21 protein-coding genes and 1 pseudogene are annotated in these 21,455 nt (G+C 71.6%); 16 read left to right on the top strand and 6 right to left on the bottom strand.

The genetic code is table 11. The annotated features are described in order from the left end of the window. Positions 1-122: 122 nt before the first annotated feature. Both LO772_RS34655 and LO772_RS34650 read left to right on the top strand, forming a co-directional pair. Positions 123-1,631 carry an alkaline phosphatase D family protein gene (locus LO772_RS34655; protein ID WP_231776003.1) on the top strand — a complete coding sequence of 503 codons (1,509 nt, stop codon included), beginning with the start codon at positions 123-125 and terminating at the stop codon, positions 1,629-1,631. 20 nt (positions 1,632-1,651) lie between these two features. Next, on the top strand, positions 1,652-2,953 hold the full coding sequence (locus tag LO772_RS34650; RefSeq protein ID WP_231776002.1) for a hypothetical protein: 1,302 nt from the start codon (positions 1,652-1,654) through the stop codon (positions 2,951-2,953). 307 nt (positions 2,954-3,260) lie between these two features. Here the strand turns inward: LO772_RS34650 and LO772_RS34645 are convergent, their stop codons facing one another. Further along, positions 3,261-4,154 (bottom strand): helix-turn-helix transcriptional regulator, encoded by an 894-nt coding sequence (locus LO772_RS34645; protein ID WP_231776001.1) that lies wholly within the window; start codon positions 4,152-4,154, stop codon positions 3,261-3,263. A gap of 156 nt (positions 4,155-4,310) precedes the next feature. Between LO772_RS34645 and LO772_RS34640 the strand changes: the two genes are divergently transcribed. Then, positions 4,311-5,105 carry an NAD(P)H-dependent oxidoreductase gene (locus tag LO772_RS34640; protein WP_231776000.1) on the top strand — a complete coding sequence of 265 codons (795 nt, stop codon included), beginning with the start codon at positions 4,311-4,313 and terminating at the stop codon, positions 5,103-5,105. A gap of 199 nt (positions 5,106-5,304) precedes the next feature. Then, on the top strand, positions 5,305-5,658 hold the full coding sequence (locus tag LO772_RS34635; protein ID WP_231775999.1) for a VOC family protein: 354 nt from the start codon (positions 5,305-5,307) through the stop codon (positions 5,656-5,658). 106 nt (positions 5,659-5,764) lie between these two features. On the opposite strand, the pseudogene LO772_RS34630 reads toward LO772_RS34635, so the two are convergent. The 3 genes and pseudogenes from LO772_RS34630 to LO772_RS34620 form a co-directional block, all read right to left on the bottom strand. After that, a pseudogene (locus LO772_RS34630) lies at positions 5,765-6,225 on the bottom strand (Scr1 family TA system antitoxin-like transcriptional regulator); the annotation flags it as partial. A gap of 220 nt (positions 6,226-6,445) precedes the next feature. Beyond that, positions 6,446-7,624: a hypothetical protein gene (locus LO772_RS34625; protein WP_231775998.1), complete on the bottom strand. Its 1,179-nt coding sequence runs from the start codon at positions 7,622-7,624 to the stop codon at positions 6,446-6,448. A gap of 818 nt (positions 7,625-8,442) precedes the next feature. Further along, positions 8,443-9,111: an amidohydrolase family protein gene (locus tag LO772_RS34620; RefSeq protein ID WP_443089481.1), complete on the bottom strand. Its 669-nt coding sequence runs from the start codon at positions 9,109-9,111 to the stop codon at positions 8,443-8,445. Between LO772_RS34620 and LO772_RS36170 the strand changes: the two genes are divergently transcribed. After that, positions 9,073-9,225 (top strand): hypothetical protein, encoded by a 153-nt coding sequence (locus tag LO772_RS36170; RefSeq protein WP_331717362.1) that lies wholly within the window; start codon positions 9,073-9,075, stop codon positions 9,223-9,225. The two genes, LO772_RS34620 and LO772_RS36170, sit on opposite strands and share 39 nt — an antisense overlap. 67 nt (positions 9,226-9,292) lie before the next feature. On the opposite strand, the gene LO772_RS34615 is transcribed toward LO772_RS36170, so the two are convergent. Further along, on the bottom strand, positions 9,293-9,874 hold the full coding sequence (locus LO772_RS34615; protein ID WP_231775997.1) for a carboxymuconolactone decarboxylase family protein: 582 nt from the start codon (positions 9,872-9,874) through the stop codon (positions 9,293-9,295). Between the two features lie 334 nt (positions 9,875-10,208). Between LO772_RS34615 and LO772_RS34610 the strand changes: the two genes are divergently transcribed. After that, a complete protein-coding gene (locus tag LO772_RS34610) occupies positions 10,209-10,769 on the top strand; it encodes a nuclear transport factor 2 family protein (RefSeq protein WP_231775996.1) in 561 nt (186 codons plus the stop codon). 152 nt (positions 10,770-10,921) lie between these two features. Here LO772_RS34610 and LO772_RS34605 read toward each other — a convergent pair whose 3' ends face one another. Beyond that, the gene (locus LO772_RS34605; RefSeq protein ID WP_231775995.1) at positions 10,922-11,644 is read right to left on the bottom strand and encodes an IclR family transcriptional regulator; all 723 of its coding nucleotides are present in this window, start codon (positions 11,642-11,644) and stop codon (positions 10,922-10,924) included. Between the two features lie 141 nt (positions 11,645-11,785). On the opposite strand from LO772_RS34605, the gene LO772_RS34600 reads away from it, so the two are divergent. The 10 genes from LO772_RS34600 to LO772_RS34555 all read left to right on the top strand — a co-directional run bounded on the left by LO772_RS34600 (position 11,786) and on the right by LO772_RS34555 (position 21,416). After that, positions 11,786-12,619 carry a 2-keto-4-pentenoate hydratase gene (locus LO772_RS34600; protein WP_231775994.1) on the top strand — a complete coding sequence of 278 codons (834 nt, stop codon included), beginning with the start codon at positions 11,786-11,788 and terminating at the stop codon, positions 12,617-12,619. Further along, a complete protein-coding gene (locus LO772_RS34595; RefSeq protein ID WP_231775993.1) occupies positions 12,616-13,608 on the top strand; it encodes an acetaldehyde dehydrogenase (acetylating) in 993 nt (330 codons plus the stop codon). The genes LO772_RS34600 and LO772_RS34595 overlap by 4 nt, the downstream gene beginning before the upstream one ends. Continuing rightward, a complete protein-coding gene (dmpG, locus tag LO772_RS34590; RefSeq protein WP_231775992.1) occupies positions 13,605-14,657 on the top strand; it encodes a 4-hydroxy-2-oxovalerate aldolase in 1,053 nt (350 codons plus the stop codon). Before LO772_RS34595 ends, dmpG begins: the two co-directional genes overlap by 4 nt. Positions 14,658-14,986: 329 nt before the next feature. Continuing rightward, on the top strand, positions 14,987-15,772 hold the full coding sequence (locus LO772_RS34585; protein WP_231775991.1) for a 2-keto-4-pentenoate hydratase: 786 nt from the start codon (positions 14,987-14,989) through the stop codon (positions 15,770-15,772). Positions 15,773-16,056: 284 nt separating this feature from the next. Further along, complete coding sequence (locus tag LO772_RS34580; protein WP_231775990.1) at positions 16,057-17,037, top strand: ABC transporter substrate-binding protein; 981 nt, start codon at positions 16,057-16,059, stop codon at positions 17,035-17,037. A gap of 32 nt (positions 17,038-17,069) precedes the next feature. After that, the gene (locus LO772_RS34575) at positions 17,070-17,999 is read left to right on the top strand and encodes an ABC transporter permease (protein WP_231775989.1); all 930 of its coding nucleotides are present in this window, start codon (positions 17,070-17,072) and stop codon (positions 17,997-17,999) included. Next, positions 17,996-18,784, top strand: coding sequence for an ABC transporter permease (locus LO772_RS34570; RefSeq protein WP_231775988.1), 789 nt, complete (start codon positions 17,996-17,998; stop codon positions 18,782-18,784). The genes LO772_RS34575 and LO772_RS34570 overlap by 4 nt, the downstream gene beginning before the upstream one ends. Further along, positions 18,781-19,626, top strand: coding sequence for an ABC transporter ATP-binding protein (locus LO772_RS34565; protein ID WP_231775987.1), 846 nt, complete (start codon positions 18,781-18,783; stop codon positions 19,624-19,626). Before LO772_RS34570 ends, LO772_RS34565 begins: the two co-directional genes overlap by 4 nt. Further along, positions 19,623-20,510, top strand: coding sequence for a creatininase family protein (locus LO772_RS34560; RefSeq protein WP_231775986.1), 888 nt, complete (start codon positions 19,623-19,625; stop codon positions 20,508-20,510). Before LO772_RS34565 ends, LO772_RS34560 begins: the two co-directional genes overlap by 4 nt. Positions 20,511-20,567: 57 nt before the next feature. Further along, complete coding sequence (locus LO772_RS34555) at positions 20,568-21,416, top strand: hypothetical protein (RefSeq protein WP_231775985.1); 849 nt, start codon at positions 20,568-20,570, stop codon at positions 21,414-21,416. The last annotated feature ends 39 nt before the right edge of the window (positions 21,417-21,455 follow it).

Raw genomic sequence — 21,455 nt, 5'->3', positions numbered from 1 at the left:
GTAACCGGGTGTTCCGGACACCGGCCGGGACGGGACACGCGAGACGAAAACCCCTCGAAATGCCGGTGAACAATGCGTACGGCTCTTGGGGGCGGCACGGCGGGTGCCCTACCAACGTGGGCATGACCCAAATGCAACGACGCACGTTCCTGCTCGGCGGGGCCGCGGGTGTCAGCGCCACCTTGCTCGGCGCGAAGTCCGCCCGTGCCGCCTCCTATCCGTTCACGCTCGGTGTCGCGTCGGGCGAACCCACCGCCGACGGCGTGGTGTTGTGGACGCGCCTGGCTCCGAGCCCGCTCAACGCCGACGGCCTGGGCGGTATGGCGGACACGCCGGTCACGGTCGAGTGGCAGGTGGCCGAGGACCCCTCCTTCACCCGTCCCGCGACGTCGGGGACCGCCACCGCGGTCCGCGCCTCCGCGCACACCGTGCACGTCGAGGTCGCCGGGCTGCGGCCGGGCCGCGAATACTGGTACCGGTTCCGCGCGATGGGCCACATCTCGCAGGTCGGCCACACACGGACCGCTCCCGCCGTGGGCACGAGCCCGCGGCTGACCATGCTCTTCGCGTCCTGCTCGCACTGGGAGGCCGGGTTCTTCACGGCGTACCGCAGGATGGCCGAGGAGCACCCCGATGTCATCCTGCACCTCGGCGACTACATCTACGAGGGCGCGGCCGGCTCCGGCGTCCGCGCGCACCAGCCGTCCGCCGAGATCAGCAGCCTCGCGAACTACCGTGTGCGGCACGCGCTGTACAAGGGCGACGTCGACCTGCAGGCCGCGCACGCCGAGGCGCCGTGGCTGGTGGTGTGGGACGACCACGAGGTCGAGAACAACTACGCGGGCCTGGTCCGCGCCGACTCCAGCCCCGGCGGCGACTTCCGGGCCCGGCGCGCCGCCGCGTACCAGGCGTACTACGAGCACATGCCGCTGCGCGCCGCGCAGGCGCCGGTCGCGGAGAACATGCGGTTGTTCCGGCGTGTGCGCTGGGGCAGCCTGGCGACGTTCCACATGCTCGACACCAGGCAGTACCGCGACGACCAGGCGTGCGGCGACGGCACGAAGGTGTGCCCGGAGGCCGACGCACCGGAGCGTACGATCACGGGCGCGGCGCAGGAGGCGTGGCTGCTCGACGGCCTCGGGCAGCGCCTGGGCACGTGGGACCTGGTGGGACAGCAGGTGTTCTTCGCGCAGCGGCTCACCAGCGCGGCCGGCGCGAAGAGCATGGACGCCTGGGACGGCTACTCGGCGAACCGGGGCCGCCTGCAACGGGGTTGGGTCGAGCGCGGCAACACGGGCCCGGTCGTCCTCACCGGCGACGTGCACCGCTCGTGGGCGAACAACCTGATGGCCGACTACGCGGCGCAGGACCGCGTCATCGGCACGGAGTTGGTGACGACGTCGATCACGTCGAGCGGGGACGGCAACGCGTCCGAGACCGGGCTGTCGAGCCTCAACCCGCACGTGAAGTTCTACAAGAACCTGCGCGGCTACGTCCGCACGGTCACCACGCCCACGCGCATGGACGTCGATTTCCGGGCGCTGGACAAGGTGACGATACGCGACTACCCGGTCAAGACCGTGCAGAGCTACGCGATCGAGGCCGGCAACCCGGGACTTCAGACACCGTGAGCGCCAAGGGGCACGAGACGATGGCTACTTCGACGACCGCTTCCCCGACGGGCCGGGACGTGCGGCCGAGTTCGCCGACGCGCCGCCTCGTCCGGCGGCGCCCGCTCGCGGTCGTCACGGCCCTCGCCGCCGCGGGCGGCCTGTTCGCGGCCTCCCCCGCGTTCGCCGCGGGCACCACCGTGGACGACATCACGTGGACCGTCGCGAACAGCGTGGCGACCGGGGACCAGGACAACTCCGCGGTGGCGTCGGTGCGTACCGGCTACACCGCGGTCGTGTGGGAGGACGACCGGGACGCCACGGCGCCCGAAGACCCGGTGCACAGCGAGGTGTTCCTGCGCCTGTACCGGGACGGCGCGTCCGTCTACGAGAAGAAGCTGTCGACGGGCGGCACCGGCACCTGGCGGCACGTGCAGCCGGACGTCGCGCTGCGCGAGGACGGCACCGCGGTGGTGGTCTGGGCCGAGGACCCGGACGGCAACGGCTCCTACAACATCGCCGTCCGTACGGTGAACACCTCGGGCACGGTGACCGGTTCGGCCCGCGCCAATGCCGACGCGACCGGGCAGCAGCTCAACGCGAGGGTCGCCGCCGATCCCGACGGGCCGGGCTTCGCCGTGGTGTTCGAGGACCAGCAGGGCAGCGCCGCACCCACCGTGCGGGTCTCCGGCTTCACTTCGATCGGCTCGAAGGCGTACGAGGTACAGGCACATGCCTCGGGCGGCACGCACCGGCACCCCGACGTCGCGATGGGCGCGGCGGGCAACGCGATCGTCGTCTGGGACGAAGACGGCGACGGGAACGGCTACTTCAACATCGTCCGCAAGGTCTTCACCCCGTCCGGCACCGCGGTGGCCGCGCGGGCGGTCGTCAACACGTCGACGGGCGGCCAGCAGCGCAACGCCTCGGTCGCGGCGAACTTCAACGGCGACTTCGTCGTCGCGTGGGAGACCGACCACGCCGGCGCTCCGCAGATCGCGGCCCGGTCCTTCACCGCGACCGGCACCGCCCGCTCGGCCGCCGACGCGGTCGTCCCCGGCACCGGCACCGACCCCCAGGCGGGCATCGACGACCAGGCCGCGGCCGTCGTCGCGTGGACCGACGCCTCCGACATCCACGCCCAAGGCCTCAACCCCGACGGCACCACCACCGGCCGCCTCCCCAAACTGCGCGTGCACACCGTCGTCGAGGGCCGCCAGGACGAGCCCGCCCTGGCGGTCGACCCGTGGGGCCTGATCACCCTGACATACACCGACGACCACGACGGCAACACGTTCGACCAGGTGTACCTGGGCACGGGCCTGACCAACAGCGTCTGGTAGCGGCCGACCCGCGCTGGGCCGGTTCCGCCGCGCCGGGCGGCGACCGGGCCGACAGCGGCCGACCGTCCGCCTGGCAGGTTCGAGCGTGCCCGCCCGAGCACCGGCCCGCCGCCACCTCCCGGGCGCCCGCCGCCACCATCTCCCGGGATCCATCGGAGCGCCCCCCACACCGCCTCCGGTGGATCCCTTCGGGCTGTACCGAGGCACGGGGCTCTGCGCGTCCCAGCGGCGACAATGATCCCAACACCGCGCACGCATCAGCCACGACAACGACGAGACCCCGCCCACGAGCTGTGACCGCGTCAGATCAACCGCGGTCGCGGTACCCGGGTGGCCTTGAGTCGGACGCCAGGGGTGTGTCCGACGGGGTCGGGGTCTGTGGGTTGTCGTCGGCGCGGTCCGTGTCCAGGCGTGCGAGCAGACGCAGGCCGTCCTCGGTGGGGGTGCCGGGGGCTGCCGACAGCACCAGCAGTTCGCGTCCCGACCCGTCCGGCAGGGCGAAGTTCTCCTGGTGGAGTTCCAGGAGTCCGACCAAAGGGTGGCGGAACGCCTTGCGTCCGTGGGTGCGGGCGCGCACGTCCGCGCGGGCCCAGAGGCGGCGGAAGCGCTCGCTGCCCATCGCCAACTCCCCGATGAGCGACGCGAGTCGGGGGTCCTCCGGGTATTTCCCGACGGCCAGGCGCAGGTGCCCGACGACATCGAGGGTGCATTTCTCCCAGTCCGCGTACAGGCCGCGTCCGTCCTCCTCCAGGAAGATGTGACGGGCGGTGTTCAGGCCCGGGATCGGCCGGCCGTAGAGGAGCCGGGCGAGGTGGTTCGCGGCGAGCACGTCCATGCGGTGGTCCATGATGAGCGCGGGCGCGCCGGGCACCATGTCGAGAACGCGCAGCAGTTCGGGGCGTACGCGCCCGCCCGGCGCCTTCGCCCGGCGGCGGCGCTGCCGGGCGAGCCGGTGAAGGTGGCCGCGTTCGGTCTCGTCGAGCCCGAGGACGCGGGCCAGCGCGTCCAGGACCTGTTCGGAGGGCTGGGTCGCCCGGCCCTGTTCGAGGCGCACGTAATAGTCGACGCTGACCCCGGACAGGTGCGCGACCTCTTCCCGGCGCAGCCCTTCGACCCGGCGGCGGCTGTCGGTGGGGACGCCGACGGCGGCCGGGTCGACCCGGGAGCGCCGGGTCCGCAGGAAGCCCGCGAGATCGTCCATGCGTCCCAGTATGGCCGCGGGAGGGCGCGGCGAGGGTGGCCCTGCGGGTACCAGGAAGCCCCGTCCGACGGAAGACACGCCCCTGAACACCGCGCGCGGCGGCGGCCAGGATCGACGGCATCAGGCATCACCGGTATCGATCCTTGGGAGAGCCCCGTGAAGACGCTGATCGTGCACGCCCACCCCGAGCCGCGGTCACTCAACGGCTCGCTGAAGGACCTCGCGGTGTCCACGCTGGAGACCGCGGGACACGAGGTCAGGGTGAGCGACCTGTACGCGATGCGCTGGAAGGCGGTCGCGGACGCCGCGGACTACGGGCCCGACGCGTCGAGCCCCCTGAGGGTGGTCGGCGACTCGGGCCGGGCCTTCGAGGCCGGCACACTCTCCCCGGACGTCCGCGCCGAGCAGGAGAAGCTGCTGTGGGCCGACATGATCATCTTTCAGTTCCCGTTGTGGTGGTACACGATGCCGGCGATCCTCAAGGGCTGGGTGGACCGGGTGTTCACCAACCGTTTCGCGTACGGCGTCGGCGAACACAGCGACACCAAGTACGGCGAGCGCTACGGCGAAGGCACCCTCGCGGGCCGGAAGGCCCTGCTGTCGGTCACCGTCGGCGGCCCGGAACCGCACTACGCCGCGCGCGGGATCAACGGCCCGATCGACGACCTGCTGTTCCCGATCCACCACGGCATCCTGTACTACCCCGGCATCGACGTCCTCCCCCCGTTCGTCCTCTACGGCGCCGACCGCATGACGGCCGACGACTACCCCGACGCCGCCAAGGCCTGGCGGCAACGCCTCCTGACCCTGGACTCCACCGCCCCCATCCCCTTCCGCCGCCAGAACTCCGGCGACTACGACATCCCCTCCCTACAACTCAAACCCTCCCAAGAGCCCCCAGGCCAAACCGGCTTCCCCCTCCACACCCACCCCACCCCACCCACGAAGTAGCCACCCCTCCCCACGCGTTGGTGCTGCCGACACCTGCCGCCCTCGCCCCGTCGCCGAAACCGGGCAGTCGGACGCCCCCACACGTGTGCGGCCACCCTGTCGGGGGTCGGGGCGTTGCTTGGGGGCGATGGGTGCGACGGGGTGGGTGTGTTGTGGGCTGTTGCGTGACGACGCGGAGGATGGCGATTAGGGTCGGCGCATGAGCTTGGAATGGGAACAAGTCATTGTGCACGCGGCGGACCCGGTGGCCCTGGGGCAGTGGTGGGCCGACGCTCTCGGGTGGGTCGTGGTCCAGTCGTCCGACGACGAGTTCGAGATCCGCCCGGCGCCGGACCGCATGCCGGGAATCGACTTCGTCCGCATCGACGAGCCCAAGACCGCCAAGAGCCGCATGCACCTCGACTTCCGCCCCGACGACCAGGCCGCCGAGGTGGCCCGCTTCGTCGCCCACGGCGCACGACACGTCGACATCGGCCAGGGCAACCAAACCTGGGTCGTCCTGGCCGACCCCGAAGGCAACGAATTCTGCATCCTGGGCCAACGCACCGCATAGCGCGAGCACACCGACGCCGCCCGCTGCCCTGGTTCCCCCGGGCGGCGGGCGGCGCGGTGAGCTCAAGCACGTGCGCGGCCAATTCGCGCATCACGTCGGCGTCTCCGAACCGCCTTCGGAACACGTGCTCTTCGACAATGAAGCCGAACGGCACTTTCGGCCGTTCCCGCATCATCGCCTGCCGTTCCATCCGCGCGGCGAGTTGTTCCTCAGTTCCTCGTTCGTCCGCAGCGGGATCGTCCCCTCGAACACCGCCCGCGCGTACGGCTCCGACTGCAACAACCCTGGCACCAAACGGCATTCGTACGTGGACAGGCTCGTCGCCCTGCGTTCCAGGTGCGCCCAGCGGCGGAACCACGCGGCCAAGCCGCTCTCGCCCCGGGTCAGGTGGCGGGCGGCTTTCCGCAACGCACCGGTGTCGCCGAGTGGTTCCTCCGCGCGTTCGATGAACGCCTCGTCGGGCATGCGGCGTCCCAGTTCCACGGATGCCACGGTGTGCTTCGAATACCGCACGTACTCGCCGAGTTCCGCACGGCTGAGCCCCGCATGCTCGCGCAGCGCCTGCACGACGGCCCCGAACGTCCGCAAGCTGTCGGGTGGTTGGGGGGTTCGCGGTCCTCCCAATACTCCACCGCGACCGTCCGTGCTCCCCCCAGCGTGACCGAAACCATCCCAGCTGTCCACGGAACGTGCTCGTACGCTGACTCCGCGTACGCGGCTCCCGGCGACGCCACGACGCGCCGCGATGGTTGTGTGGGGGTGTTGTCCGTGGGGTGGGGGGTGGGGGTCAGTCGCAGCGGGGGTAGGGCCAGGGGCCGTTCAGGTAGGAGAACATGGCGTTCCAGCTGTAGTTGTCGAGGGACAGGTCGGATTGGCATCCGAGGTAGCTGTAATAGAAGCGGCCCTCGTCGACTCCGGGGCGGTTGGTGAAGAGTACGCCGTGGAAGACGAAGAACCATTGGTCGTCCTTGCCGCTGGTGTCCCAGTGCACGGCTTTCGGCGCCTGGTCGTACATGATGCCGGCCTGTTCCAGGTCCGCGAAGGCCGGCCACATTTCGGCCATACCCATGGGGCGGGCGTCGAAGAAGGGGATGGGGGAGACGATGTCGCCGCTGCCCGCGTCGAGAAAGACGATCCGCTTTCCCGAGATGAACAGGTAGATGTCGTCGATGGCCGTGACGCAGGAGACTCCGTTGGCCCACTGGTCTTTCTCGTCCTGGCCGAATTCTCCGCTGTCGATCCGGGCGAGCCCCCGCCAGGTGTCCGTCAGTTTCGACGGCGACCAGGTGACGGAGTCCCCGTAGCCGTTCGTTCGCACGCAGTACGGGCCGTTGAACAGCCACCACATCCCGGTGCGGGGGACGAAGGTGCACGTGTCGACTCCGGTGTCGAACTGCGTGTGGCCCCTGAGGCAGGGCCACGCGTAGGTGTCCCGGAAATCCCGGGGGTTGACGTGCATGGCGTTCCCGTCGTACTCCGTGGAGAAGTAGACCGACGACACCGACGACTCGTTCGGATTCGAATTGGTGGCGGTGAAGGTCCAACGGTTCTTGTAGAGGTTGATGGAGTTCACGGTCCACCACCGCAGGCCGTTGACGGGGTCCGGCGGGTTCCACCCTCCCGGGGGGACGTAGCCCTCGTCCGGCTCCGGCACCACGGCGGGGTCGGGAATGTATCCCTCCAGTTTGACCCGTCCGTCCGAAACCCGGTCCGATACCGCCTTGATCGCCTGGACCTCGGTCTCGATGTACGCGTCGATCAGCTCGAAGAACGGCGCGAGTTCCTCCAGCGCCTCCATGGAGGCCTTCAGGAACTGGCTGAAGAGTTTCTTCATGCCGCCGACCCAGACGACCGCCTGCTTGCTCAGGTGAATGGTGTAGTGGAGGCCGCTCAACTCGGTGTAGATGTCGCCGCTGATATCGGCCTTCCCGGTGTGGATTCCCCCGGGAAGTCGCGGGCTGCGCACGAGCGCTCCGTGAAGCGGTTGGTCGGGAAGCGGCACGGCGTTTCCTCCAAGACCGTGGTGCCGGGTTGCGGCGGTGCCGACAGGTCGTGCCCTCGACGTGGTCGGCCGGGGCGGCGCGAGGGTGGTGTCGGGCGCGTGCGATGGCGCCGGGACGGGTGGTGTACGCGTGCTTCAAGGTGGCCAAGTGCCAGTATCGGAAGGCGTTTTGGACGCCACAAGACGGCGCCGAAAGGTTGGCTGACATGAGGTCGGGCATTCAGGCCACGGGTGTCGAGCGCGGTCGATCCGCTTCGGCACCGGCCGCTTCTCGACCGACGGGTGCGCCGGACGGCCCCCTCCAACGGCACCTCCGGCGACACACCGTGGATCGAGTCGTCCGTGGCCGCGGCCTCGTCGCGTGCCGCGGCTTCCGACGCCTCCGAGGTGGCGACACCTCAGCTGATCCACACCCCAACGCGCGGGCTCGTCAGGACGCGTGGTGGGTTTGGTCCTGGTGGGCGTGGCTCGGCTGCGTGTCCCCGCGTCCAGGGTTGCCTGGAGCAGGTCGTCGCTGCGTTCGGACACAGCGTCGAAGAGGTCCGCGGGGGTGACGACGTAGCGCTCCCCCGCCATGACGGCGTCGATGACGTGGTCCGCGGGGGTGTGCGGCGGAGCGGTGTCGTGCGGGTGGGTGCCTTCGCGTACGGCGGTCAGTCGGTGGGGGCGGGCCGGACCGCTCTCGTGTGGGGGCGAGGTCGGGCACCGTTCGGACACCGGCGCGCTCGCACAGCCGCGAAGCTCGGCGCCCGGAGGTGCGTTCGCGCAACGGCGAAGCCGGCTCAGCGCGGAAAGGTGAGTTCCCGGGCGTTGCCGTACATGATCCGTTGCTGTTGTGCCGGGGTGAAGGTCGCGACGTTGGCCAGGAAGTCCTTCGGCGCCGGGTAGCCCTCGCCGTGGGGCCAGTCGGAACCGAAGAGGATGCGCTCGACGGGCAGGAACCGGGCCAGGTCGGCGACGTCCTCCTCGACGAACGGCGCGACCCAGCAGTGTTCGATGAACTGGTCGCGCGGACTGGTCGTGAATGCGCCGCCGTGGGCCAGGTAGTCGAGTGCCAGCAGCAGGGACGGCACCCACGCGGAGCCGTTCTCGATGAAGGCGATCCGCAGCTTCGGGAAACGCTCGAACAGCCGGTGGGCGACCAGGACGTACGCGAAGTCGTGGACCGTGCGGTGCTTGATGAGCCCCGAGAACGTCGACGACTGGCCGAGGTACCGCGTATCGCCGGGCGCGATGCCGCCCATGTGCCGCTCGCCCCAGACCTCGCCCATCAGTTCGTGCACCGGCGTGTACGTCTCGTCCAGGCCGTCGTGGGTCGCGACCACCACCCCCGACTCCGCCGCGAGGTGCCAGAACCGGTCGAACATCGGGTCGGCCGGCGACCGGTTCCCGTCCCGAGTGACCGCGGCGCCGTGCCGGATGTTGACGACGCGGGCGCCGTGGTCGACCAGGCACTCCTGCGCGGCCTGGCCGCGAGCCGCCTCGTGGACGCACACCTGACCGGCGACAAGGGCCAAGCCCGCGAGACCTGCCGGACGTGGATCACGTCGGTCCTCGCGCCGTGAGGTCGCGGGTGCTCCGACGCGTGCGGGAAACCGCGCCGCGTCGCGGTTCCCGCACGTCTCCTCCGCCTCAACGGCCGACGGCGCGCTTGAGGTCGTCGTCGAGTTCGACGCCGAACGCCCGGAACAGCCGTGCCACGGCCTGGAAGGCGCTGACGCTGAAGATGACGTCCATGATCTGGCGCGTGTCGAGTTCGGCGGCGAGCGCGGCCCAGGTCGGGTCGGAGATCGTTCCGTCGGCGAGCAGTTCGTCGGCCGCCCGCATCAGCGCGGTGTCCAACGCGTCCCAGTGGTCCGGGTCGGGGCCCGCGGCGACGCGCTCGACGTCCTCGGCACCGAGGCCCGTGTCCTGGGCCGCGAGGACGTGCTGCGCCCACTGGTAGTCCGACCCGCAGACCGCCGAGACGCGGAGTATCAGGATCTCGCGCTGGCGCGGGGTGAGCGTCGTGCCGCGCAGCACGTAGCCGTTGAACGTGAAGAAGGCGCGGGCGAGTTCGGGGTGGTGGGCGAACGTCCCCAGCGCGTTCAGACCCTGCGGGCGCCCCTCCTGCACCAGCGGCGGGTGCGTGGGGACGGGCGGGACAAGGGCCTCGAAGGCGGCCCGCATCTCGCGGGGCCACGCGCGGGTGGGCAGCGGTTCCACTCTTGCCATCTCGGTACCTTCCAGGGGAGTTCGCGCCTCGCCGGGGCGGGAGCACGGCGCGGGCGCCGCGGGCCACGGCTCACGGCGCGGGGCGACGGACCGGAGCCGACGGCTCCGGGGGCGAGGCCGAGGCGAAGTACCGGGTCGGGGCCGGGTTGGAGCGGAGCCGGGGCCGCGCCCGGGCGGTGTCCCCGGCCCCGGTCCGGGCGTTCGCCTTCGGCCGCACCACCGTGATCACCATGGCTTCCTCCGGATCTTCGCGTCGCGCCCGCCGATGCTATACGTTCGTGCAGACTTATTTATACAACCGCCTAAAAAATATGGCCCCAAGGAAAGGACCGCCATGTCATCCGTCGACGACGAACTCCGCGAGATCCGCCGCGAACTGCGGTACGTCAAGGACCGCATGGCGATCCTGGACTGCGTCATGAACCAGTCGCGCGGACGCGACCGCCACGACCTGGAGATCCTGGCGGGCATCTACCACGACGACGGCCTGGACGAGCGCGGCCACACCGTGACGACCGGCCCCGAGTACGGCGAGGAGGCCAACCGGGCCCACGCGGCCGTCTTCGTCGACCACCTGCACAACATCACCACGCACACCTGCGAGATCGACGGCGACGAAGCCCACTGCGAGAGCTACGTCATCGGCGCGCTGCGCCCCCGCAAGGGAGACAACGTGCTGCTCCTGGGAGGCCGCTACCTCGACCGCCTCGAACGCCGCGACGACACCTGGAGGATCGCCCTGCGCCGCTGCACCCTGGAGTGGACCATGTCCGGCTACACCTCCCTGCTCACGTCCGGGGCGTTCGCCGGCTTCATCCAGGGCACGTGGGACAAGAACGACGCGTCGTACGCCCGCCCCCTGGGCCTCGACACCACCCCCGTCGACCGCTGGTGACCCGCCGCCCACCACCGACGTAGCGAACCCGGCCCGCACGGCCGGACGGCCGCGGCGCCGCGACCGCGCCACCGACTCCGGCACAGCACACCGCGCGCGGCACGCCGCCGCGCACGCGACCCCCCGCGCGTCGTCGGCCCGGGCGCGGGCCGTCAGCCGTCCGTGCGGAGAACGCGTGACAATCCCAGCGCGGCCGTGCGGACGGCGGGGGCGAGGTTGGCCGGGCGGAAGCGGGAGCGGGGGACGGCGACCGAGAGTGCGGCCACGGCTTCGCCGGCCCGGAAGACGGGAGCGGCGATACAGCTCAGCCCCGGCGTCGACTCCTGGTCCTCGTAGGCGAGCCCGGAGGCCTGCGCCTGTTCGATCGCGGTGCGCATCCTGGTCGGGTCGGTGATCGAGTGCGGTGTCAGGCTCGGCAGCGGCGCGGCCAGGACCTCCTCCGTCAGCTCGGGTCCGGAGAAGGCCAGGAGGGCCTTGCCGACGCCGGTGCAGGTCAGCGGCAGGCTGCCGCCGATGCGCGAGGGCAGCGGCGGCGCCCCGTGGCCGTGGATGCGCTCGACGTACACGACATCGTGGCCCTCGCGGACGCCCAGGTGCACCGTTTCGCGGGTGGCCTCGAACAGATCCTGGAGGAACGGCAGGGCCGCCTCGCGGAGATCGCGGCGGCGCGGCACCAGCGATCCCAGCTCGAAGAGCTTCGACCCGAGCCGGTACTGCGCGCCGGAGCGCTCCAGCCAGCCCAGGGCGGTCAGCTCCGCCGCCAACCGGTGGACGGTCGGCTTGGGGAGGCCGGTGCGCTCCGATATTTCCGTCAGGCGGAACGGACCCCCGGTCGGCTGGAAGCTTTCCAGGACATTGACGGATTTCTTCAGCATGTTGTCGCTTGTCTGATTCCGTGGCACGGAACGAATCTTGTCAGGCGGAACCGGGCCGGTCTATACCGGACGTCCGAGCGACGGCCGCCCACCGGGCCGAGACCGCCTCGCTCCCCCGTGAACCAGCGGAAGGACTCCCCCATGCCGCCGTCCCACCCGTCCCCCGCGCGACCGCCCGCCGGCGGCGACGCCGTCGTGCGCGCCGCCGACATCCTCGCCGAGGCGTCCCGTACCGGCGTGCCCTGTCCACCGGTCCGGGATCTGTTCGCCGCCGAGGACATCGAGGCCGCCTACGCGGTGCAGCGTCTCGGGCTGACCCGCGGCGAGGCCGTCGGCCGTCGGCCGGTCGGTCGCAAGATCGGGCTCACGTCACCAGCGGTGCAGCGGCAACTCGGCGTCGACCAGCCCGACTTCGGCGCGCTGTTCGCCGACATGCGGGTGCCGGACGGCGGGCTCGTGGCCGCCGACCGCCTGCTGCAACCCAAGATCGAGGCCGAAGTCGCGTTCGTGCTCGGGAGGGATCTGCCGGGCGCGGGCGCCACCGCGAGCGACGTCGCGCGGGCCGTGGCGTACGCGATGCCGGCCCTGGAGATCGTCGACAGCCGGATCGCCGGCTGGGACATCGGCATCGTCGACACCGTGGCGGACAACGCCTCGTGCGGCCTGTTCGTGCTCGGCACCCCGATTCCGGCGGACGGATTGGACCCGAGCACGGTGCGGATGACGATGACCCGCAACGGCGAGACGGCGTCCGAGGGCACCGGTGCCGACTGCCTGGGCAGCCCGTTCCACGCCGCCGCGTGGCTCGCGGACGCCCTGGCGCTGCGCGGGGACGCGCTGCGCGCCGGCGACATCGTGCTGACCGGCGCGCTGGGACCCATGACCGTGTGCGCGCCCGGCGACCGGTTCGAGGCGCACATCTCCTCGCTCGGCGGCGTCGCGGTCGGGTTCGAGGCGGAAGGAGCGAACCGATGACGACACCGCTGACGGACGCGCCGCGTCCCCCCGCCGCCGACGCCGCGCGCACCAAGGTCGCGGTCATCGGCTCGGGGAACATCGGCACCGACCTGATGATCAAGCTGCTGCGCACCTCGCGGACGCTGGAGATCGCCGCGATGGCGGGCATCGACCCCGACTCGGACGGTCTGGCCCGAGCCCGGCGGCTGAAGGTCGCCACCACCGCCGAGGGCGTCGACGGGTTGGTGGCGCTGGACGAATTCGCCGATGTGCGGCTGGTCTTCGACGCCACGTCGGCGGGCGCGCACCGCCGCCACGACGCCGTGCTGCGCGCCCTGGGCCGCACCGTGGTCGACCTGACCCCCGCCGCGCTCGGCCCGTACGTGGTGCCGCCCGTCAACGGCGGAACGCACCTGACGGCGCCGAACGTCAACATGGTCACGTGCGGAGGGCAGGCCACGATCCCCATCGTCGCCGCCGTCGGCGCGGTGACTCCCGTGCACTACGGCGAGATCGTGGCCTCGATCGCCTCGAAGTCCGCCGGACCGGGCACGCGGGCCAACATCGACGAGTTCACCCAGACCACCGCCGACGCCATCGAGCGCGTGGGCGGTGCGGCGCGCGGCAAGGCGATCATCGTCCTGAACCCGGCCGAACCGCCGCTGATCATGCGGGACACCGTGCACTGCCTGATCGGCGACGGCGACCACGAGGCGATCGCCGCCTCGGTGGAGGACATGGCCGAGCGGGTCCGTGCGTACGTGCCCGGGTACCGCCTGAAGCAGCGCGTGCAGATCGCCCCGGTCGCGGCGGACGATCCGCTGCGCGGCCTGCTGCCGCCCGACGCCGGTGCCGGCGCCGCGAAGGTGTCGGTCTTCCTGGAGGTGGAGGGCGCCGGGCACTACCTGCCGCGGTACGCCGGGAACCTCGACATCATGACGTCGGCCGCGCTGCGCACGGCCGAGCAGATCGCCGCCCACCGGCGGAGTGAGGGGGCCGCACGATGACCGCCGCCGTACCGTCGTTGTACATCCAGGACGTGACGCTGCGGGACGGCATGCACGCCGTCCGCCACCGCTATTCCGTCGCGCAGGCGCGGGCGATCGCCGGGGCGTTGGACGCCGCGGGGGTCGCCGCGATCGAGATCGCGCACGGCGACGGGCTCGCGGGCTCCAGTATCACGTACGGTGTGGGCGCCCACACCGACTGGGAGTGGATCGAGGCCGTCACCGCCGCCACCGAGCGGGCCGTGCCGACCACGTTGGTGCTGCCGGGGATCGGGGCGGTCCGGGACCTGCGCCGGGCCCACGCGCTGGGCATCCGGTCCGTGCGGGTGGCCACGCACTGCACCGAGGCCGACATCGCCGCGCAACACATCGACGCCGCCCGCGAGTTGGGGATGGACGTCGCCGGGTTCCTGATGATGTCGCACATGGCCGAGCCCGCCGAACTGGCCCGGCAGGCCAAGCTGATGGAGTCGTACGGAGCCAACTGCGTCTACGTCACCGACTCCGGCGGCCGGCTCACGATGGACGGTGTGCGCGACCGCCTGCGGGCCTACCGGCAGGAACTCGACGCGGGGACCGAGTTGGGGATCCACGCCCACCACAACCTCGCCCTGGGCGTCGCCAACACCGTCGTCGCCGTCGAGAACGGCGTGACCCGCGTCGACGCCTCGCTGGCGGGCCAGGGCGCGGGTGCGGGCAACTGTCCGCTGGAGGCGTTCATCGCGGTGGCGGACCTGATGGGCTGGCGGCACGGCTGCGACCTGTTCCCCCTGATGGACGCGGCCGACGACCTCGTACGCCCGCTCCAGGACCGGGAGGTCCGCGTCGACCGGGAGACCCTCACCCTGGGCTACGCGGGCGTCTACTCCAGCTTCCTGCGGCACGCCGAGACCGCGGCGCGAAGCCACGGTCTGGACACCCGCGCCATCCTCGTGGAGGCCGGGCGCCGGGGCATGGTCGGCGGTCAGGAAGACATGCTCACCGACATCGCGCTGGACCTCGCCGCGGCGCGGGCGACCGGTGACGCGCCGCGGTCGGGCGCTGCCTGACCGCGGCGGAACCACCGCCGACGGGACTTAACAACGCTGTTACGCGAGCGCGGTCCTCCGTAACACCGAGTCGTCCTAAAATCAGCTATCACCAATCTATTGATTATAGTCGTTTCCTTCTTCCATACTCCTTGCACCGGCGCACGGCGCCGCCTCAGGAGAACAGGAAACGACTCCCGCAATCGCGCGGACGACGGACGCCCCACCCGCGTCCGAGCCGACCCGAGCCGGCCCCGAGCCGACGGCGACACGGCGTCGCCGACCCCTCTGACCTGGCTTGTCACGAGGGCGCAGCCGCGCCTCGACCGCGCCGAACCGAAGGAGTGTTCATGGCCGAGTGGACGATCGAGAGAGCCGCCGACGAACTGCTGAACCGCGAGTCGCGGACGAGAGACGGGGGCCGGATCACCGACCTGTGGCCGGAACTCGACCTGGACACCGCCTACCTGGTTCAGGACACCCTGCTCGGCCGGAAGACCGGCGCCGGAGAACGGGTCGTCGGCGCCAAACTCGGCCTCACCTCGCACGCCAAGCAGCAGCGCATGGGCATCGACTCGCCGCTGACCGGATGGCTCACGGACGCCATGCGGCTGCCGGCCGGCGAGCCCGTGGCGCTGGACCGCATGATCCACCCCCGGGTCGAGCCGGAGATCGTGTTCACGATGGGCGAGCGGCTGTCCGGGCCGGATGTGACGCCCGAGCGGGCGCTCGGGGCGGTCGCCTCGGTGCACGCCGGGTTCGAGGTGATCGACAGCCGCTATCGGGACTTCAGCTTCGCCCTGCCGGACGTGGTGGCCGACAACGCCTCCTCGTGTCGGTTCGTCGTCTCCCCCGTGTCGCTGCCGGCGGACGCGCTCGACCTCGCCGCCGAGACGTGCCGTCTCTCCGTGGACGGGGAGACCGTCGCCACCGCCACCGGCGCCGCCGTCCAGGGGCACCCGGCGGCGGCACTCGCGCTGGCCGCGAACAGCCTCGCCCGCAGGGGGCTCGCCATCGAGGCGGGCTGGACCGTCCTGACCGGCGGCCTGACCGATGCCGTGTTCCTCGGGCCCGGCGTCACCGTCACCGCGGAGTTCGGCGCGCTCGGCACCCTGGCGCTGACCGGCGCCGTCTGAGCGCCGGGCCCGCCCCACTCCCGCTCCCCCGCGACAGCCCGCCGCACCGCCGCCCGCCCTCGGCCTCCCCGGGCCCCAGCCCGGCCCGGCCGACCCACCGGCGCGGCGCCCCGCGTCCCGCTCGTCCCTCGCCCGCCAACCTCCCCCGTTTTCCCTCGCCTTCCCCGCACGCGTCCGCCGCGGCACACCGCCCGGGACGCCGTCCCCACGCGCCGCCGCCGGTGCACGGCGGATCCGCGCGCGGTCCCAACTTCCCCGGAAACACCAGTCACAGGGAGTCAGCCATGTCGTTTTCGCGTCGCCGCAGATTGTCCGCGGCAATAGCGACAGCAGTACTCGCCACCGCCACGGCCGCCGCCTGCGGGTCGGGCGGGGGCTCGAACGGGGGCGGCGGAGGGTCGGGACCGACCCGGATCACGCTGGGCGTCATCCCCATCATCGACATCGCCCCGGTGCACCTGGGCATCGAGAAGGGCTTCTTCGCGGAGCAGAACCTCGACGTCAAGACGCAGAACTCGCAGGGCGGCGCGGCGATCGTCCCCGGAGTGGTCAGCGGTGACTTCCAGTTCGGCTACTCCAACCTCGTGAGCCTGTTCATCGCCAAGGACAAGGACGTCCCGGTGCGCATGGTGTCCGTGGGAGCCCGCGCCTCCGACAACGAACTCGACGACGGCGCCGGGCAGTTGATGGCCAAGGACGCGAACCTGAAGACGGTCGCGGACCTGAAGGGCAAGAAGGTCGCGGTCAACACCCTCAAGGGCATCAACGACGTGGCCATCAAATCCACCCTGAAGAAGAACGGCGTCCCCGACGACGTCACGCTGGTCGAGGTGCCGATCCCGAACATGCCGGCCGCCCTCGACGCCGGCCAGGTCGACGCGGTCATGATCAGCGAACCGTTCACCTCGGCCGTCGAGGCCCAGGGCGGCCACGCGCTGCCGGTGAGTTACGCGAGCATGGGGCACAACCTGCCGTTCTCCGCATGGTTCACCTCCGAGGCGTACGCGAAGAAGAACCCGGACGTGGTGCAGCGCTTCACGGCCGCTCTCGAGAAGTCGCTCCGGTACGCGGACGCGCACCCCGACGAGGCGCGCGCCACCTTGAACAGCTACCTGCAGCTGAACGCGGGTGTCAGCGACACCGTGACGCTGCCCGGCTGGGAGCCGACGACGAACCGGGACGAGGTCGCGTCCCTGGCCCAACTCACCGTCGACGCCGGGTTGATCGACAACCTGAAGCCGGTCGACCGGCTGCTGAACGACTGACCGGCCGCCCAACCCTGCCCGAGGAGTCGGAGATGGATGTGAAGCTCAAGCAGCGCGGCGGCGCGTCGGGGGTGCCGCGAGCCGCCGGGACAAGCCCGCCGGAGGGCGGCGGGGCCGCCGCGGGGCCGGGTGCGTCCGCCGGGGCGCCCGGGGCCGACCGGCGCGGTGGGCGCGTGCGCGCCTGGGGCCGGGCCGTCCCGGACGCCGCCCTCGGCGTGCTGGGCGTCGCGCTGCTGGCGGGAATCCTGGAGGTGCTGCCGCGCGTCGGACTCGTCTCCTCGGAGTACCTGCCGCCGTTCAGCGATATGGCCTCGGCGCTCGGCGACATGGCCGGCGAGGGCGGCTTCTGGCACGCGGTGCTGGACACCGCGAAGGGCTGGGGGTACGGGCTGGCCGTGTCGGTTGCCGCCGGAACCGTGCTCGGCCTGCTCATCGGCAGCGTCGACATCCTGCGCAAGGCCACCGCGTCGACGATCGAATTCCTCCGCCCGATCCCGTCGGTGGCGCTGGTGCCGCTGGCCGTGCTGGTCTACGGCACCGGGCTGGAGTCGAAGCTGCTGCTGGTCGTGTACGCGTCCTTCTGGCCGGTGCTGCTGCAGATGCTGCATGGCGTCCAGGACGTGGACCCGGTGGCCCGGGACACGGCGGCCTGCTACCGGCTCACGGCGTGGGCGCGGCTGCGCCACGTGGTGTGGCCCACCGCCCTCCCGTACCTGATGACCGGTGTGCGGCTGGCGGCGTCGGTCGCGCTGGTTCTCGCCGTCACCGCCGAACTCCTCATCGGCAGCCCGGGGTTGGGCAGCGAGATCGCCCTCGCGCAGTCCAGCAACGCGGTCCCCGCGATGTACGCCCTGGTCATCGTGACCGGCGCGCTCGGGGTGCTCGTCAACATCCTGACGCGGGCCGTCGAGAAGCGCGTGCTGTCGTGGCACGCGTCCGCAAGGGCGGAGGCGGTGGCGTGAGAATCCTCAGGAACGGCCTCGCCTCCCTGCTCTTCCTGCTCGGCCTGCCTGCGGTGCTGCTCGCCCTGTGGTGGTGGTTCGCCGCCCGCAGCGACAACTTCTACTACCCGCCGCTCGACGAGATCCTGACCGCGTTCGGCGACACCTGGTTCTCCTCGCGGATCGCCGACAACATCCTGCCCAGCCTGGCCCGGTTGGCGGCCGGCTACGCCGGGGCCGTGGTGATCGGCGTGGCGCTCGGTGTGGTGCTGGGGTCGCATCCGCGCCTGCGGGCGCTGTGCGAACCGGTGCTGGAGTTCTTCCGGGCCATCCCGCCGCCGGTGCTGATCCCCGTGCTCATGCTCTTCAGCGGCATCGGCGACACGATGAAGATCATCGTGATCGTCACCGGCTCCATCTGGCCGGTGCTGCTCAACACCACCGAGGGCGTCCGGGCGATCGACAACGTCCTGGCCGACACGGCCCGTTCGTACCGGATCACCGGGGTCGCCCGGCTGCGGCGGCTGGTCCTGCCGGCCGCGAGCCCGCAGATCGTGGTCGGCATGCGGCAGGCGCTGTCGATCGCGCTCATCCTCATGGTCATCAGCGAGATGTTCGCGAGTTCGAACGGCGTGGGGTTCGCGATCGTCCAGTTCCAGCGGACGTTCGCCATCCCCGAGATGTGGAGCGGGATCCTGCTCCTCGGCCTCATCGGCCTCGCGCTGTCGCTGCTGTTCCAGTTGTTCGAATCCCGGGCCCTGCGCTGGTACCACGGGCTCCGCCGTTCCCAAAGGGGAGAGAAATGACCGCCACCCACGCGGCGCCCGCCGCCCCCACGACCCCCGGCTCGGTCCTCCTCGACGTGCGGAACGTGCGCAAGACGTACCACGGTGCCGGGCGCAGCGTGGAGGCCGTGCGCGACCTGACGTTCTCCGTGGGCTCGGGCGAACTCGCCTGTATCGTCGGGCCGTCGGGGGCCGGCAAGACGACGCTGCTCAAGTGTGTCGCGGGCCTGCTGGCCCCGTCCGGCGGCGAGGTGCGGCTGAAAGGCCGGCCGGTCCACGAGCCGCCCGAGGACATGGCCGTGGTGTTCCAGGAGTACGGGCGCAGCCTGTTCCCGTGGATGACCGTGGCGCAGAACATCGCGCTGCCGCTGAAGCGGCGGAAGCTGCCGCGTGCGGAGCGCGACCGCATCGTGGAGCACGCCCTGGAGTCGGTCGGCCTGGGGAACGCGCACGCCGCGTTTCCGTGGCAGCTGTCGGGCGGCATGCAGCAGCGGGTGGCCATCGCCCGCGCGATCGCGTACCAGCCGGCGGTGCTGCTCATGGACGAGCCGTTCGCCGCCGTGGACGCGCAGACGCGCGCGGAGTTGGAGGATCTGACGCTGTCGTTGTGGCGCGACCTGGGCATGACGGTGCTGTTCGTGACCCACGACATCGACGAGGCGGTGTACATCGGCCAGCGGGTGCTGGTGCTGTCCGCGTCCCCGACGGTGGTCATGGAGAACGTCGTGGTGGACCTCCCGGCCGAGCGCGAGCAGCTCGGCACACGGGCGCTGCCGCGCTTCGCGGAGCTGCGGGCGCACGTGTACGAACAGATCCAGCGCGCGAAGACGTTCCACACCGCCCCCGCCGAGGGGGCGGCATGAGCACCGAACTCCCGGCGACGACGGACGTCTTCGCCGACACGATGGCCGAACTCACGTGGTTCGAGGTGGCGGACGCGGCCCGGCGCGGCGCCGTCCTGCTGTGGGCGTTCGGGGTGATCGAGCAGCACGGGCCGCACCTGCCGACGGGTACGGACGTCTATCTGCCCAGCGCCCGGCTGCGCGAGGTCCGGCGCCTGCTGGCCGCGCGCGGTGTCGAGGCGCTGATCGTGCCGCCGTACTACTGGGGCGTGAACGTGGTGTCCGGGAGCTTCCCGGCGTCCTACGGCGTGCGGCCCGAGCTGATGGCCGAGGTGACCGCCGACCTGCTGGCGGGTATGGCGCGGGACGGCTTCGGGCAGGTGTTCTGCTTCTCGGGGCACGGCGACGCGCTGCACAACCGGACGATCCACCGGGGCGTGCTGGCCGCACGCGAACGCTGCGGCGTGGACGCCAGTTTCGTCCTGGAACCCGCGCTGGCGCGGCGCCTCGGGCTCGATCCGGGCGACCCCGGTCTGACCGTGCACGCCGCGCCGCCGGACGACGAGCCGGCCGGGGGCGGGGAGCGGCCGATGTACGCGGATGTGCACGCGGGGCGCTGGGAGACGTCGGTGATGGCGCACGTGCGGCCGGACCTGGTCCGCGACGACGTGCGGTCCGGGCTGGCCGCGACGCGGGTGGGGCCGGACGAACTGGCGGTCTGGCGGCGGGGGTTCGACGACGCCCGGCGGGTCACGCCGCTGGGCTACTGCGGCGACCCGGCCGCGGCCTCGCGCGCGGAGGGCCGCCGGACGCACGACGTGTCGGCCGAGTTGGCCGCCGACGCCATCGAGGCCCGGGTGGCGGGTCGGCGCGGCGTGTCGGAGAACACCGCCGTACCGGATTGAGCCCACCCCCTCCAAATGGCTATATTCAATATGATGGTTTGATGAACGGAGGAGCCTGTGGCCGAGATCAGCCTCGCCATGGCCGCCAGCCACGCCCCCGGCCTCACCGGGTGGTTCGACAAGGCACCGCAAGCCGACCAAGACACCGTCAGGCGGGCGTACGACGCCATCCACGACGCCGTCGTCGCCTCCCGCACCGACGTCCTCCTCGTGATCGCCAACGACCACGTGGCCAACGCCCGCGTGAGCGACTACGCGGACTTCACGATCGGCCTCGCGGACCGGCACACGGGCCCCGACGCGTGGTTCCATCCCTGGCTGCGCGTCGACGACTACGCGCTGCCCGGCGCCCCCGACACGGCACGCGCCCTCTTCGCGGCCCTCCGCGACAGCGGCCCCGAAGTCCGGGCCGAGCAGGGCAACCTGCGGTTCGACGACAACCTCTCCGTCCCCACCGCGATGGCGTCCCTGGCCTCGACCGGCGTCGCCGTCGTCCCCATCCTGCAGAACTGCACCGTCCCGCCCGTCCCCGACCAGCGCGTGTGCCACGCGTTCGGCCAGGCCCTCGGCGAGGCGATCCGCACCCGCCTCCCCGACGGCCTGCGCGTCGGGCTGCTGGGCTCGGGCGGACTCAGCCACGAACCCGGCGGCCCCCGCTACCTGGAGATCGACGAGGAGTTCGACCACTGGTGGCTCGACCTGCTGGAGAAGGGCGACCACGCCGAAATCCTCGACCGGGCCACCTTCGAGCGCATGGAGGAGGCCGGCTCCGGCGGCACCGCCGAACTCCTGTCGTGGATCGTCGTGATGGGCGCGATCGGGCCACGCCCCCTGACCAACCTGGGGTACGCGGCGGTCGAGGAATGGCGGTGCGGCTTCGGCGCCGTCCACTGGAGCCTCGACTGACCCGCCCGGCCGCCCCCACGAGCCGACCACACGAAAGGA

Source organism: Yinghuangia sp. ASG 101 (assembly GCF_021165735.1).
Taxonomy (GTDB): domain Bacteria; phylum Actinomycetota; class Actinomycetes; order Streptomycetales; family Streptomycetaceae; genus Yinghuangia.
This window is presented reverse-complemented; position numbering and strand designations above follow the sequence as displayed.

What these genes read in the sequence shown, in the direction of transcription:
- LO772_RS34655 (WP_231776003.1), top strand. Translation starts at nt 123, where the DNA reads ATGACCCAAATGCAACGACGCACGTTCCTGCTCGGCGGGGCCGCGGGT.
- LO772_RS34650 (WP_231776002.1), top strand. Translation starts at nt 1,652, where the DNA reads ATGGCTACTTCGACGACCGCTTCCCCGACGGGCCGGGACGTGCGGCCG.
- LO772_RS34645 (WP_231776001.1), bottom strand. Translation starts at nt 4,154, where the DNA reads ATGGACGATCTCGCGGGCTTCCTGCGGACCCGGCGCTCCCGGGTCGAC.
- LO772_RS34635 (WP_231775999.1), top strand. Translation starts at nt 5,305, where the DNA reads ATGAGCTTGGAATGGGAACAAGTCATTGTGCACGCGGCGGACCCGGTG.
- LO772_RS34615 (WP_231775997.1), bottom strand. Translation starts at nt 9,874, where the DNA reads ATGGCAAGAGTGGAACCGCTGCCCACCCGCGCGTGGCCCCGCGAGATG.
- LO772_RS34610 (WP_231775996.1), top strand. Translation starts at nt 10,209, where the DNA reads ATGTCATCCGTCGACGACGAACTCCGCGAGATCCGCCGCGAACTGCGG.
- LO772_RS34605 (WP_231775995.1), bottom strand. Translation starts at nt 11,644, where the DNA reads ATGCTGAAGAAATCCGTCAATGTCCTGGAAAGCTTCCAGCCGACCGGG.
- LO772_RS34600 (WP_231775994.1), top strand. Translation starts at nt 11,786, where the DNA reads ATGCCGCCGTCCCACCCGTCCCCCGCGCGACCGCCCGCCGGCGGCGAC.
- LO772_RS34595 (WP_231775993.1), top strand. Translation starts at nt 12,616, where the DNA reads ATGACGACACCGCTGACGGACGCGCCGCGTCCCCCCGCCGCCGACGCC.
- dmpG (WP_231775992.1), top strand. Translation starts at nt 13,605, where the DNA reads ATGACCGCCGCCGTACCGTCGTTGTACATCCAGGACGTGACGCTGCGG.
- LO772_RS34585 (WP_231775991.1), top strand. Translation starts at nt 14,987, where the DNA reads ATGGCCGAGTGGACGATCGAGAGAGCCGCCGACGAACTGCTGAACCGC.
- LO772_RS34580 (WP_231775990.1), top strand. Translation starts at nt 16,057, where the DNA reads ATGTCGTTTTCGCGTCGCCGCAGATTGTCCGCGGCAATAGCGACAGCA.
- LO772_RS34575 (WP_231775989.1), top strand. Translation starts at nt 17,070, where the DNA reads ATGGATGTGAAGCTCAAGCAGCGCGGCGGCGCGTCGGGGGTGCCGCGA.
- LO772_RS34565 (WP_231775987.1), top strand. Translation starts at nt 18,781, where the DNA reads ATGACCGCCACCCACGCGGCGCCCGCCGCCCCCACGACCCCCGGCTCG.
- LO772_RS34560 (WP_231775986.1), top strand. Translation starts at nt 19,623, where the DNA reads ATGAGCACCGAACTCCCGGCGACGACGGACGTCTTCGCCGACACGATG.